The following is a 14676-nucleotide window of genomic DNA, read 5'->3' as shown; positions in this document are numbered from 1 at the left end:
TAGAAAAAACGTCCCTGATATGAAAGCACTTGTACTGGTATTACTCACTCATATTTCGGTGGGCATCGCGTATGCGCAGGTAGGATTTGGCAACCCTTTGCCGGACCCGTCTTCCATTCTCGATCTCACCGCCAATGATAAGGGGTTGCTGATACCACGTATGCCGAAAAGCCTGCGGGAGGCAATTCTGAATCCTGCACAAGGCCTGCTGGTATTTGAGACGCCAGGCAACTCGGGTGCGAATGACAATGGCAATCGCGGGGGCTTTTATTATTATATCGGCACGCAATGGTATTCACTCAACGAATGGGACCGGGTGGCGGGAAGCAACAATGTATCGTTGAGCGGCAGCGTTTCGATCACCGGTACAATGACAGCATCAAACTATACCCTGAATACCAATGGCAACGGCCCCATTCCTGCTGGCGGCATCATCATGTGGTCGGGTTCAATTGGTTCGATCCCTACAGGTTGGGCGCTTTGCAATGGATCCAACGGTACCCCTGACCTTCGCGACCGGTTCATTGTTGGCGCGGGTTCATCTTACGGTGTAACCGCCACGGGTGGACAGGTCGATGTTACACTGACCACCAACGAACTACCTTCCCACACCCACACCATGAATTCGGCCGGAGCCCATACGCATACCGTTACGGGTCAGTGGGGCGGTGATAACGGTGACCATAGCAATACCAATACGCTTGGCGCGGGTGATAAAGGACCAACCGAGACAGGCTTCAATTTTTCACATACTTCAAGCTCTTCGGGTACGCACTCGCATACTATTAACAGCACGGGAAGCGGCCAGCCTTTTGACAACCGGCCCCCTTACTATGCCCTGGCTTTTATAATGAAGTTGCCCTGATCGGTTAATGTAAATGAGAAGACGGATATATACTAAAATGTAATTGCGATGAGAACATATTTATTGATCTTGCTGGTAGTTGTTTTCCGGACTGCAACACAAGCGCAGGTCGGCTTCGGCAATCCCGCGCCAGACCCATCTTCCATTCTCGATCTTACCGCCAACGATAAGGGGTTCCTGATCCCGCGTATGACCCAGTCGCAGCGTGAAGCCCTTGCGTTGAACAATCCGGCACGATCACTTCTCGTCTTCGATACCACACTTGGCTCCTTCTATTTCTATGACGGCGGAAGTTGGTACTCGCTCAACGAATGGGTGCGCACCGCTGGCAGCAACACAGTATCGCTGACGGGAAACGCCTCGGTTACGGGTACAGTTACTGCGGCAACCGTTACAGCAAACAATTACACCTTGAACAGCACGGGCAACGGGCCTGTACCTCAGGGAGGCATCATCATGTGGTCAGGCTCGGCAGCTGCTATTCCTACAGGGTGGGCGCTGTGTAATGGTGCTAACAACACCCCTGACCTTCGCGAACGGTTTATCGTTGGCGCCGGAGGTGATAACCCTTCTGTGGCAGTGGTTGGTGGCTTCGGCGGACCTTACAATCCAGGCGATAAGGGTGGAGGCAATGGTGTAGCGTTGCTCGTTTCCCAAATGCCTTCACACAGCCATACGATGAATACTACAGGCAGTCACCAGCACACGGTCAGAGAGGTGAACAGGGGAGACGAAGGTAGTTCTGGTGTTGATCAGTCTGTGGGAAGTTATACCGAAACCGGCGTGGATAAATATACATCCTTCGCCGGAGACCATAGCCATACCATTGACCCGACCGGGGGTGGAAATGCCCATGAGAACCGCCCGCCGTATTATGCGCTGGCGTTTATTATGAAACTGTAATGTGTAATCACGCTTTTTTGACGATATGAAGAGCTTCAGTTATTACCGGTACATTTGGCTTTGCCTGTTGATGCTTGGCACGTCAGCAGGTTTTGGCCAGGTCACCATCACCAACAAGGGCGAACAGATCTATATTCTGAACGGAGCCAATATCTACATCAACGGCAACTATGTCAATGATGCTAAATATGCCGACCTGCCCACGGAGCCTTATCTGGTGCACAATGGCTCGCTGTTCATTTCAGGTGACATGACCAACAACTCACCGGCTAACCTGCTGCTCAACCCCGCCGTAAGCAGTTTGGGCACTATCGAGTTCATGGGAGGCGGTGACAAATCGATCAATGGCGGCACACTCTTCCGCGTATATGACCTTGTGGTGAACAAATCTTCTTCGAACCTGGTGCTGAACAGGGACCTGCACGTTACCAATAAGATCACGTTCACTTCAGGAAAGATCAACCTGAATGGTAAGACCATCGACCTGTCGGGGGGGCTTGACCCGAAGCTGGTGAATGAAAGCAATGCCAGCAGGATTATCGGACCCGGTGGCGGATTTGTTCGCTACGCCGTACAGGCAACACCTTTTCTCGCCGACGTGCAAGGCAATATAGGCCTGAGGTTGGAGGCCGATGAGTCAGACATCGTGATCTACAGAGGTCATGCCGTTCAAACCAATGCCGGCGATGGAAGCGTAGGTCGTTTCTTCGATGTGGTGGTGAACAACGGAACCGTCAGCAAACTGGAGTTCCATTATTTCGACGACGAGGTCGCTGGTTTTACAGAAGGCCAGCTGGTGCCGTACATTTCGCTCGACAATGGTACTACATGGAGAAAATATCCTGGTGCGGTTGATCAGGGAAACAATTATGTCAGCGTCACAGGCCTGACTTTTACCAGCAACTTCCGCATCACGCTGGCCCACGGCACCTGCAGCGCTCCCCCGGTGGTGAGTGTTACAGCACCTACCACTGACCTGTGCCAGGGTAGCAGTGTTGTACTTAATCCCGGCGTTTCGTCAGCTTATTACGAGTGGTCTACCGGAGCGACCACCGAGACCATTACCGTGAATACAGGTGGAACCTATGGTGTGAACGTGCGGCATGCATCGGGTTGTGACGCCAACGGTAATATTGTGATCACATCACGGCCGAACCCGGTAGCCAACTTTAACTTCGGTGGCATCATCTGCCCCGGTACCAACGTTGCCTTCACCAACGCCACCACTATTGGTTCAGGCGGTGGATCAGTATCGTATAGCTGGGATTTTGGCGATCCTTCCACCACAACAGATAATTCAACGGGCAACAGCCCTTCTTACGGTTATGCGGTAGCAGGCGATTACACCGTTACACTGGAAGCGGAATCGCAGTATCAATGCACACACACAACAACCAAAACCGTTACAGTTACGCCGTTCCCGTTGCCGGGTTTTAGCTTCTCCCAGGTTTGTCTTGGTCAGACCACTGATTTTCAGAACAGCTCCATCATCCCTGCTCCTTACGGGATGACTTACGAGTGGGACTTTGACGATGGTTCAACACCCTCTACCGATGAGAACCCGCTCCACGCTTACAGCAGCATGGGAACGTACGATGTGAAGCTCACCGTAACTTCCAATGCAGGTTGTGTTAAGGATATCACAGAAACCGTGAACATCTATTACACACCGGTAGCAGGTTTTACGATAGACGATGCCTGCCAGGGCTCTCCCGCCAAGTTCACCAACAGCTCCACCATCGTAGCCGGTACGCTGACCTATGCGTGGGATTTTGGCGATGGCACAACCGGCAGTGGTTTGGCATTGTCAAAGACCTATAATGCTGCGGGTAACTTCGATGTTACCCTCACGGCCACCTCAGAGCACAACTGCAGCAACACGGTTATTATGCCGGTGCAGATCTATCCGAAGCCCATCGCAGAGTTTTCTGTGAAAGACGATTGCCAGGATCAGACCTTTGTGTTTACGAATACATCGAAGTCGACCATGGGAACGTTGACCTACTCATGGGATTTTGATGATGGCACTACGTCAACGGATGTATCGCCGCAGAACTTCTTTAATAACGCCGGCACCTATGATGTGTTGCTTACCGCCGAGAGCAGCCTTGGTTGCAAGAGTACAGTGACACGCCTTGTGACGGTGCACCCGATGCCAGTCGTAAACTTCTCGTTTGCCAACGATTGCCAGGATCAAAACATAGTGTTCAACAACGGAACCACTGTTTCATCAGGCAATCTTTCATACAACTGGGCTTTTGGCGATGCGAGCACGTCAAACGCTGTAAGCCCTTCGAAAAGTTACAACACCGATGGCACCTACGTTGTTACGCTCACGGCCACTTCAGATAAAGACTGCGCCGTGACAGCCACGCAGCAGGTCGAGATCTATCCGTTGCCGGTAGTGAACTTCGGCGGCACCATTGTTACCTGCGGCACCAGTTATACCCTCGATGCAGGTAATGCGGGAAGCACCTACGTGTGGTCGAACGGGTCAACAAACCAGTCTGCAACTTTTACGGCCGATGGAAATTATTCCGTTACCGTTACTACGGCCCATGGCTGTATCGATGTGGAAGCAGTCAATATCACCCTGAACGGTAACGTTACACCGAACCTCGGAGCCGACAAGGTTGTGTGCGGCGGGGTTGTGTTGGACGCAGGATATCCCGGCGGCACTTACGTGTGGTCTAACGGATCCTCTGCCCGTACATTGAACGCGGCATCAACAGGAATTTATCGTGTCACAGTCACGGACCAGAACAATTGCGTGGGCTCCGATGAAGTTTTTGTCACGGTGAACCCGGTGCCAGTAGTCGATCTTGGTGCCGACATCGTTGTTTGTGCCAACCAGCCTGTAACGCTGGATGCCGCCAACCCGGGCAGCGCCTACAGGTGGTCTGATAACTCCACCGGAAGAACTTTGCTGGTGACCAGCAGTGGCCTTTATAATGTGGAAGTCACGAATACATTTGGCTGCCGCGAAGATGACCAGGTCAGCGTCACCATTCATGCCATGCCGGTGAACAACCTGCCATCGGCCATCACGGTGTGTGACGTTGTTACGCTCGACGCGGGCAACCCCGGTGCAAGTTATACATGGTCCAATGGCACCGGTAACAAAACGCTGGAGGTGCGGTCTTCCGGAACGTATACGGTCAATGTGAGCACGCCCCAGAGCTGTGCACAACAATTTACGAGCAATGTTACGGTAAATGCCAGCCCCCCCGTTGAGCTTGGTCCCGCCAGCAACCTTTGCTTCGGGCAATCCGCATTCCTGGACGCCGGCAACAGCGGTGATACTTACCAGTGGTCCAGCGGCGCTACAAGCCAAACGCTGATGGCAACGACAAGTGGCCTGTATAAAGTGCAGGTGCGGCGCAACAATGGCTGCATCACACGTGACTCGGTGCAGGTTACTATTTATCCACAGATCACTCATAATCTCAGTGCAAGTTATCCGCTGTGTCCCAACGTTTCTAGGACGCTCAATGCTACCTCACCGCAGGCCGTGGCTTATCAATGGTCTGCCGCCAGCGGTCCTGTGAGCACAAGCCCTTCGATCACCGTCAGCGAGCAGGGCAAATACTGGATCACACTCAGCAACGCCGTCGGCTGTACGCGCACAGATACCGTGACCGTGCAGGGCGATCCTGACCCGATCACCGCGCGATACCTTGTCTCCACCTTTGTGGATGTTGGCGACTCGGTGCGCTTCGTGCAGCTGTCATACCCCGATCCGGTTTCTTACAGCTGGAATTTTGCCGATGGCATCACCAGTACAAAAAGTAACCCGGTGCATATCTACAGGCGCCCCGGCGACTTCAATACCTCGCTTGTGGTTGCGGATCCCAACAATTGCAAAGACACCATGACCAAGATGATCACGGTGAGGCTGCTGCGCGACGAAGGCGAAGTTGAGATCGAGCTTCCTTTTGTGGAGATGATCAGCTCATCGCTCTATCCGAACCCGGCAAGGGATAAGATCAACGTGGGCCTGGAGTTCAATAAGGAAGCAGAGGTCGTTATGGTACTGTACACCATGAATGGCAAGGTGATAGAGATGCGGGCTGTGAAGCTCAGCAACGATGTTGTTGAATTCGATCTGCGCAATGTATCGTCAGGCCTGTACATCCTGCGCATCTTTATGAACAACGAAGTGAGGTCCATGCGTTTTGTCAAGCTGTAGTATGCAGTGCCGTAAAGCGCTTGTGACGGTGCTGGTGCTTCTCTCAGCGTGGAGAACATCAAACGGTCAGTTCAACAGGATCTGCCGTGCCGATCGCCACCGTGTTTCACCTCCGGAGCTTCACGTTGGCAGAGTGCAGGCCTTGAAGGAAGACACAGGCCAGGAGATCGCGATCCCGGTTGTTTTTCATATCGTATATAATGGCATCGGGCAAAACATTACCGATCAGCAGCTCCACGCACAGCTGCAGGTGTTGAATGACGACTATAACAGGAAGAACCCTGACTCGATCAATACACTGGCCGCGTTCAGGCCGGTAGCTGCCAACTGCAGGATCAGTTTCTTCATCGCTGAAAAGGATGCGGCGGGCAATCCAGCCACGGGCGTTACACGAACTGCTACCACGCATGGCCCATTCGCCAATGACGACATCCATTTCAACAGCAGGGGAGGCCATGATGCATGGGACACTCGTCAGTTCCTGAACATCTGGGTCTGCAATCTTGCCGACGGTATTTTCGGATATGGCTCGCCTCCGGGAACAGCGGAAGCAACGGATGGTGTGGTGATCGATTACCGGTATTTTGGCGTCACGGACACACCTCCCTATAACAAGGGAAGAACAGCAACACACGAGATCGGCCACTGGCTTGGATTAAATCACCTGTGGGGCGATACCGGCGGATGTACCAGTGACGATGGCATCGAAGACACGCCCACGCAGTTCGGGGCCAGCACCGACTGTGACCTCACCCGCGTCAGCTGTGGCGGACTCAACATGGTGCAGAACTACATGGATCAGTCGCATGACGCATGTATGAACCTTTTTACCCGTGGACAACGCGCCGTGATGAGGAACAACCTGTTTGTTCATCGCAGTGGCGTCATTCACGACAAGTCCCTGATCACAGGAGTAGCGCCAGAACAACACCAACTCTATGTACAGGTTTTAAACACAAACACTCTTGTCGTCGCCAGCACTGATCCGTCAGCAAAAATATGCCTTATCGATGTGCTGGGCAGAACCATTCCTTTTACCGAAACGCAAGCCTCAGAAGGAGCCAGGACCCTAACCCTTCACGGAGACGTGAAAGGTGTTTGCATGGTGGTGCTGGTACAAAAGGGGAGAAGGTTTGTGCAGCGTGTGATGGTTGATTAGCCAACGCCGTCGTCCGACCAATGCAGGTGCGCGGGCCTTGCGCGTATTGGTCCGACGACTTTTTAATCCCATTTCAAACGATTTAAATAGTTATAGCCTAACGATTGGAAGGCAAAGGACTTTATTTTATTTTTCCTGAAATACTATAAGTCTATTGACTTTGTAGATAAAAGCGAGTTCTTTTGTAGAACTCTAGTAAAAATATAGAGTTATAGAACTATGAAGACTTTCCACCGCTTCAATGTCATGATCCTCTTTGCTATTCTTGCTGCAACCAGTGTAGCACAGGCGCAAACCAATATTACCCTCTCGGGCAAGGTGCTTGATAGCGACAACAATGAGCCAATCGCCGGCGCCAACATCACCATTAAGAATACTGTGCTGGGCACCATCAGCGATGGCGATGGAAAATTTACATTGTCATCCAAAGTGCAGCTGCCCCTGACGCTGGTCATCTCCTTCCTGGGATACAAGACTCAGGAGGTAGCAGTATCATCCGCGGAAGCGTTGGACGTGAAACTTGTGCCGGGTGCATTGTTGGGTGAAGAGGTGGTGATCTCGGCTTCGCGGGTGGAAGAGTCTGAGCTGAAGTCGCCGGTAGCCATTGAAAAGCTGGACCTCCGTGCCATCAAGGAAACACCGGCACCGGGTTTTTATGATGCGTTGGAGAATGTAAAAGGTGTGCAGATGACTACTTCGAGTCTCACCTTCAAGGTTCCCAATACACGGGGCTTCAACATTCCGAACAACTTCCGTTTTGTGCAGCTGGCAGATGGTGTGGATATGCAAGCGGCAACCCTGGGTGTTCCGCTGGGCAACGCTATCGGGCCAACCGAGCTCGATATTGAAAGTGTGGAGATCACACCGGGCGCTGCTTCAGCGTTGTATGGCATGAACGCTATCAACGGCATGGCTAACCTCACGTCGAAGAGTCCTTTCCTTTACCAGGGCCTCAGTGTATATCAGAAAACCGGCGTGAACCATGTGGATGGTATTGATTATGACCCCAGCCTTCTATCAGAGACCGCGATCCGCTATGCAAAGGCCTTCAATAACAAGTTCGCGTTCAAGATCAATGCAGGCTATTTACAGGCTACCGATTGGAGAGGTGACACCAAAACAGACCAGAACCCCAACAGTGCGGCCAGCACAGGCAACCCTGCTTATGCAGAGCTCAACGTGGCCGATCACCCTGCTTACGATGCCTGGAATAAATACGGTGATGACAGTGGCAGCAACGCCGTTACTGTAACCGGTATCAACTACAACGGCAATACCAACCGTTCATTTGTTGTGAGAAGAACCGGATACTGGGAGAAAGACCTTGTGCCGGGAAAAGTTGACAACTTTAAATTCGATGCAGCGCTTCACTATCGCCTGGGCCGTAATGCAGAGCTTTCTTATGCTTACCGCTTCGGCATCATGGACGGATTGTTCCAGCGTGGAAACAAGATCCAGCTGGACAACACCACCGTGCAGAACCACAAGGTGGAGCTGAAAGGCGCCAATTATCTTGTGCGCTCATACCTGTCGATCGAGAACACGGGCGATTCATACAACCTGAAACCGCTGTCAGATAACCTTGACCTCACCCACCGCTCCAACAATTCGTGGCGTGACACTTTCAAGGCTGCGCTGCAAAGCGAGATCAATGCCGGTGCTGACCTCGCCGAGGCCATGAGACGTGCGCGGGTTGCCGCCGATGCAGGCCGCGCCGAGCCCGGAACGCCGGAATTTCAACAACTGAAAAATACCATTGTCGGCATCAATAACTGGGATCATATCAGCGCTGTGCCTACTACCGGTACAGCAACGGGTGGCGCATGGCTTCACCAGAAGAGCCGCACCTATCATACAGACCTGCAATATGACCTTACCAACAAGATCAGCTTTGTAGATGTGCTGGTGGGCGCAGACCTGAGGATCTACGAGATCATTCCCGATGGAAATAACTTTGTGGACTTCTCCAGGCCCATTGCAGAACGCACCACGCCGCTCGACGATGGCAGCTTCGGCAACAATGTGCACTACACCAAGTTTGGTGTGTTTGCCCAACTCACCAAGAAGCTATTTGCAGAGAAGCTGAAACTGTTCGGCTCCCTGCGTGTGGACCAGAACCTCGAGTTCGATCCGAAAGTGAATCCCAGGATAGCAGTGGTATACACCGCCGCGCAAAATCATAACTTCCGTGCTTCATTCCAGAACGGCTTCAGGTTCCCTGCGTTGTTCGAAGCCCTGTCGTTTGTGAACAACGGCAACATCCGGCGCGTAGGTGGGCTGCCTTTTATCAATGACGGCCTCAACTACCTCGACAACTCTTACACGCTTGCCTCTGTGAACGCCTTCAATGCTGCCGTAAATGCAGACGTTGCTACAGGCATGACCACGAATAATGCTGCGGTCAAGAACAAAGGTGTGCTGCAAGCCACCGCGTTGGCACCTACACGCCCTGAGCGCATCAACTCGTTTGAAGTGGGTTATAAGAGTGTGTTGCTGAACAGCACGCTGGTGATCGACTTCGATGCCTACACCAATGAGTACGACGGATTTTTAGGACAGGTTGAAGTTTCTGTTCCCTATGCCCTGAACAGCGCCGAGCCGCTGAACCCCAGCACACAGCTCGAGGTTGGCTCTGACGAGGCTGCTGTGGCCATGGTGCAGGCCAATCGCAATCAGCAGCAAAAACGCTACAGGGTTTACACCAACGCCAGGAACAAATACAACAATTACGGATCGTCGCTGGGCATCACGTACAACGTCTATAAGAAATACACCGTCGCAGGCAATGTGAACTACAACGCCATCAGCAAGAACAAACAACCCGATGTTTTTGTGACAGGCTTCAATACACCGAACTGGTTCACCAATATTTCATTCGGCAACCGCGAGGTGGCGAAGAACATAGGCTTCAACGTTGTATACCGGTGGCAGCAATCGTTCCTGTGGGAGAGTCCGCTGGCCAACGGTAAGATCCCCGCGTATCACACTTTCGATGCGCAGGTTACCTACAAGGTGCCACACCTGAAGTCGACCCTGAAGGTGGGTGGCTCCAATATCTTCAACAACCGGTATATTCAGTATGCGGCCGGCCCTACCATCGGCGGTTTGTATTACGCGGCCATCACGGTTGATGGATTGTTCAACTGATCGTACATCGATCCATAAATTCTTATTCCGATGTTAAAGATCGTTTTATGTATCGCCGCCATCACCCTGGCTTCTGCGGAGCTCGCTTTCGCCCAGAAAGAAACGGAAGTGCGTGAGCAGACATGGCTCGGCTATTTCAACCAGACAAGGTTCACAAAGAGGTCAGGACTGTGGGTGGATCTTCACTACCGGCTCACCGGCAACTTTACGGATGAAAGATCGGTCAACATCGCCCGCGTGGCCTACATCTACTACATCTCGGACCAGGTAAGGCTGATGGGTGGATATGCCTACGCCAAACATTTCTCCCATGGCACCGCAACGCCTGATGTGCCCGAGCATCGCCCGTGGCAGCAGATCCAGTGGTTCGATAAAAAGAACGGCTTCAACCTCATGCAGTGGTTCAGGGTAGAGCAACGGTACAGAAGAACAGTGGCTGCCGGCGAGCTTACCGACGATTACAATTTCAACTGGCGCCTGCGTTATAATTTTGCGCTCACCCTTCCGCTGAAAGGCAAACAGGTGGTCGCCAAAACACCTTTTCTCTTTTTTAACGACGAGATCCACATCAATGCGGGCAAAGAGATCGTCAACAATTACTTCGATCAGAACCGGGCATTTTTAGGTCTGGGATATCAGTTCACCTCTCATTTGAATGCACACCTCGGCTACATGAACGTGTTCCAGCAGCTGCCCGCAGGCAACCGCTACGTAAACATCAATGCCATCCGGTTGTTCGTATTCCATAACATAGACCTGAGAAAAGGCGATTGACCTTTGCGACCGGGCGCGGTTTTTACACCTCCATATTTTCTTATATCTTCGCGCACCTTTAAACCGGCAAAGGCATACGATTTTTATTTCATATTGAATGGCACTATTAGAGAAACAACTGTTTGTCAAGAGGTCGACAATCCCCGATTCAGGTAAAGGTTTATTCACCAAGAAGTTCATTCCCAAAGGCACGCGCATCGTGGAGTACAAGGGAAAGATCTCCAAATGGAAAGATGTGAAGGATGAGGACGGAAAGAATGGTTATATTTTCTTCATTAACCGTAACCACGTGATCGACGCCCTGCCCGTAAAATCTGCCCTGGCGCGTTATGCCAACGATGCAAGGGGCCTTTCCAAGGTTAAAGGCATCACCAACAACTGCGACTACATCAGCGATGGCCTGAAGGCTTATATCGAATCGAAAAAAGACATTGCCGCGGGAAGCGAGATCTTTGTCGATTACGGCAAAGATTACTGGAAAGTGATCCGTGAGAACATCAAGCTCAGGGCCAATGAAGAGAAGGAGCGGCTTAAAAAGCTTGCGAAAGCTAAAAAGCTGAATGGTGTAAAATCGATGAAAAAGGGCGCCAAAAAAGTGAACGGCGTCAGGCACAAGCGGGCTTCAGGCGCACGCTAACACTGATCAGTGCCTGCCTTGTTCCAGCTCCGCCAGCCTTTGTGCAGCGCTGGCGGCATATTCGTCCAGCCCTTGTTTGATAGCCTCATCAGCGTAAGCCTTTAGCAGTCGCACAGACATGGCATTGATCTGGATGGCTTCCGCCAGGATGTTGTATGACTTCACGCCCGAGGTATCCTGCTTCCGGAAGAACGCCGCCGCTGCCAGTATACCATCTTCGAAGTAAGGATTCCACGTGCCAAGTATGGTATAATTTTTCTCCGCGTTTTTCACGTCACCGCTGAACTCGCTGATCAGCGCCGTATAGAGCATCTTTTCAAGCAGGCGCGAATTGTCGAACGTGATGCCTTTATTGATCAGGTTGGCAAGTGTTCTTACTTCGTTTCGCGACGCCAGCATGCGTAGCTCGAAATGCCGGATCTCGTCATATAACCTTTTGTCGGTAAGCTCCAGTCCACTGGTCTGCTGAAAGAACCTGATGGCGGGCACGACCCTGCCGGCCTCGAATTGTTTCTTCGACATATCGAGCAGCGCCTGTGCCTTGTAGTTGGGGTTATCGAAAGTGTTGCTCAGCTTCGAGAAATAAACGGTGTCGTTGGCGGAGAGGATGTAGCGCGTGTACTGGTATTTCTGCGCATCGCTGGTGGAGAGCACCTGCTCGGGTGTTACCGTCAGCACCTCCTTCATGTTGGCGGCGATGGCGCGTTCGGCCTGGTCATCACTTCTCAGCACCGTATCCCAGGCGATCAATGCCTCCTGCAGGTGGCCGGCTTCCGTCAGCGCAATGGCATCGTACATTCTCCCCCGCTTATAGTTGGCTTCAACCGCATAAGCGAAACTGGTGTGTGCTATCTCAGGACTTCCCTGCTCGAGCGCCCACAGTCCCATGATGTAGTTATATTTTCCCCTGTAGCTCTGTGTGAGATAACCCAGCTCGCCAAGGATGGCCTGCGCGCGGTAAACGTTTCCCTGGTGATAATAGGCATAGGCCAGTGAAGCTTTCAGTGCTTCGCTGAAGTCAGCGTTGACAGGGTTTGTGGCAAGCGTATCAACCTTGCGGGTAAAAGCTGTATCGAGTGTACGGGCATTCCTGATCAGGTAATTGTTCAGCAGTGTTGCCGTATAGAGGTTGAGCCGCGGTTCGTCGGGAAGTTTATATTCGAAGCTGAAATCCTGACCGAAGAGCGTGGCAGCAGCCATGGCGTTGCCCACCACGGTCGGCGACGTACTGTTAAAACCTTTCAGGATGGAGTCGGTTTTCACAGGCAGGTACTCCGTTGCCACCATCGCAAAGAAGTTAGCTTCGGCTGACGACTTTGTGAACTTATCCTTGCGGGCTTCCCCGAGATAATGGGCGGCGGAGTCGATGTTGTGGACCTGCGAATAGGCAAAACCGAGGTTGTTGATCAGTGGCGCCGAGCTTTGAATCTTTTCCGCCTGCCTGTATGCGTCGATAGCAGGAAAATAATTCTTCACCCATAAGTACATATTGCCGTTGTTCACCAGCGAGAAGTCAGTAGCCCCCACGCTGCTGGCACGTTCAAAATTTTTGTGCGCTTCTTCAAACTCCAGGTTCGCCGCGTTCATCATCGCCAGCGCATAGTTGGCCCGGTGATTACGGAAAGCATGGCTGCGGCTTTTCTCGTAAAAGGCTCTGCCGAGTGTTTCGTCACCTTCCATCATGTAGAGGTCAGCCACATAGTTGTAAAAACCTGCGGTGCTATGGAATACGTAGTCGCGCCAGTAGGAGACGAGCACAAACGCCAGCATCACGATGAGGCCTGCAAAACGGAATGTGAAGTACGGCATGCGGGTGGGCTTATACAGGATCCTGTATACCGGCAGGTTTTGGGCCATCATCACCATGAAGTTGGAAAAGATGTACGTGAGAAAGATGATGCCGAACCCGGCGTGAGCGAAGATGATGAAGTCACGCACCACCTTCAGGGCGGCGTCGTTGTCATTGCCCAGCAGCTGGCTGAGGGTGGCGAAACAGATACTGCCGAGGGCGATGAAAAAAAGAGCACCCAGCGGAGAGAACGGCAGAATGTTGTCATACAACGGCTCGCGCAGCCTGAAGCCCCAGAGTCCGAGTATGGCCGACAATGAGATGAGCAGGTACAGGTTGATGTAAACGAAATTCCATTGAATGGTTCCCATCTCGTGCAAGCAGGTGATCATCACGTTTGCCATGTAGATCACGCTGATGATGGCAAAATGCCGGAGACCTTTGGAGGCGCCCTGGCTTGTGACGTAAACGAACGACACCAGGATCTCATGCGCCACCATGATGATGAACAGCACACTCAATATCAGCGCAGGGATGTAGGCAACCATGGCCAGCTGAAGGATGGGAAAAGGTACTTCGGCAAAATAAAAGATCACCACACCGGCGATGACGGTGATCAGCAGGAACGTAAGCAAACGGGCGATGAACGATGTTTCAGGCCTGAAGCTTTTAAAATAGAAGCTCACCGCCAGGTACACCACCAGTATGGCTGCGGGCACGGCGATGCCACGGAGCCCGAAGAGCTGCAGCGCATCGATCCGGAGGCTTACCCCAAAGAGAATGAAGAGACTGATGCCAGCAAAATACCAGAAGCGCTCCAGTGATGTGATCACGGTGAGCAGCATCATGGCGCTGAACATGAGTATGGCCAGGAAAATATAAGAAGCGGTGGTATTGTGGTGAAGAACGCCACCCTGGAGATATTCAAAGATCACGTAGCTTTCTCCGGGAACCGTCAGTGTGAAGGGGCCTAGCTTGAAGCTGTGAACCGTGGTCTCAACGATCTGTTGCTCCTGGAGCTTCTCCCATTGAATGATGCCATCTGCTCCCTGAAAATAGGAGAACCACATGAACAGCAGCGAAAAGATAAAGATGCCTGAAGCGGCGAACCAGAGCTTTCGGTAGGAGGGTGTCCAGTCTTTCCAGAATGAGATCGGGGGCATGAAGGCTTAACGTTTAAAACTGCCAAAGCTAAGCCTGAATAGGGTAATTT

8 protein-coding genes are annotated in these 14676 nt (G+C 52.1%); 7 read left to right on the top strand and 1 reads right to left on the bottom strand.

Translation table 11 applies throughout. The features are described 5' to 3' along the window. The first annotated feature begins 19 nt into the window (after positions 1–19). From KK083_RS04550 to KK083_RS04520, 7 genes are all read left to right on the top strand, one after another. A complete protein-coding gene (locus KK083_RS04550; RefSeq protein WP_254161137.1) occupies positions 20–865 on the top strand; it encodes a phage tail-like protein in 846 nt (281 codons plus the stop codon). 48 nt (positions 866–913) lie between these two features. Then, positions 914–1768 carry a phage tail-like protein gene (locus KK083_RS04545; protein WP_254161135.1) on the top strand — a complete coding sequence of 285 codons (855 nt, stop codon included), beginning with the start codon at positions 914–916 and terminating at the stop codon, positions 1766–1768. A 25-nt stretch (positions 1769–1793) separates the two neighbouring features. Continuing rightward, positions 1794–5957, top strand: coding sequence for a T9SS type A sorting domain-containing protein (locus KK083_RS04540; protein ID WP_254161133.1), 4164 nt, complete (start codon positions 1794–1796; stop codon positions 5955–5957). A 1-nt stretch (position 5958) separates the two neighbouring features. Beyond that, positions 5959–7116 (top strand): zinc metalloprotease, encoded by a 1158-nt coding sequence (locus tag KK083_RS04535; protein WP_254161131.1) that lies wholly within the window; start codon positions 5959–5961, stop codon positions 7114–7116. Between the two features lie 219 nt (positions 7117–7335). Then, positions 7336–10263: a TonB-dependent receptor domain-containing protein gene (locus KK083_RS04530; protein ID WP_254161129.1), complete on the top strand. Its 2928-nt coding sequence runs from the start codon at positions 7336–7338 to the stop codon at positions 10261–10263. Between the two features lie 30 nt (positions 10264–10293). After that, positions 10294–11037, top strand: a complete 744-nt coding sequence (locus tag KK083_RS04525; protein ID WP_254161127.1) for a DUF2490 domain-containing protein — start codon at positions 10294–10296, stop codon at positions 11035–11037. A 97-nt stretch (positions 11038–11134) separates the two neighbouring features. Further along, complete coding sequence (locus tag KK083_RS04520; protein ID WP_254161125.1) at positions 11135–11674, top strand: SET domain-containing protein; 540 nt, start codon at positions 11135–11137, stop codon at positions 11672–11674. Positions 11675–11680: 6 nt separating this feature from the next. Here the strand turns inward: KK083_RS04520 and KK083_RS04515 are convergent, their stop codons facing one another. Further along, a complete protein-coding gene (locus tag KK083_RS04515) occupies positions 11681–14626 on the bottom strand; it encodes a tetratricopeptide repeat protein (protein WP_254161123.1) in 2946 nt (981 codons plus the stop codon). Positions 14627–14676 lie beyond the last annotated feature (50 nt).

The sequence above is a fragment of the Chryseosolibacter histidinae genome, assembly GCF_018598225.1.
GTDB lineage: Bacteria > Bacteroidota > Bacteroidia > Cytophagales > Cyclobacteriaceae > Chryseosolibacter > Chryseosolibacter histidini.
This window is presented reverse-complemented; position numbering and strand designations above follow the sequence as displayed.

Bases quoted from the DNA above. Each gene is read 5' to 3' on its own strand.
- KK083_RS04535 (WP_254161131.1), top strand. From the start codon at position 5,959: ATGCAGTGCCGTAAAGCGCTTGTGACGGTGCTGGTGCTTCTCTCAGCG.
- KK083_RS04530 (WP_254161129.1), top strand. From the start codon at position 7,336: ATGAAGACTTTCCACCGCTTCAATGTCATGATCCTCTTTGCTATTCTT.
- KK083_RS04520 (WP_254161125.1), top strand. From the start codon at position 11,135: ATGGCACTATTAGAGAAACAACTGTTTGTCAAGAGGTCGACAATCCCC.
- KK083_RS04525 (WP_254161127.1), top strand. From the start codon at position 10,294: ATGTTAAAGATCGTTTTATGTATCGCCGCCATCACCCTGGCTTCTGCG.
- KK083_RS04515 (WP_254161123.1), bottom strand. From the start codon at position 14,626: ATGCCCCCGATCTCATTCTGGAAAGACTGGACACCCTCCTACCGAAAG.
- KK083_RS04545 (WP_254161135.1), top strand. From the start codon at position 914: ATGAGAACATATTTATTGATCTTGCTGGTAGTTGTTTTCCGGACTGCA.
- KK083_RS04540 (WP_254161133.1), top strand. From the start codon at position 1,794: ATGAAGAGCTTCAGTTATTACCGGTACATTTGGCTTTGCCTGTTGATG.
- KK083_RS04550 (WP_254161137.1), top strand. From the start codon at position 20: ATGAAAGCACTTGTACTGGTATTACTCACTCATATTTCGGTGGGCATC.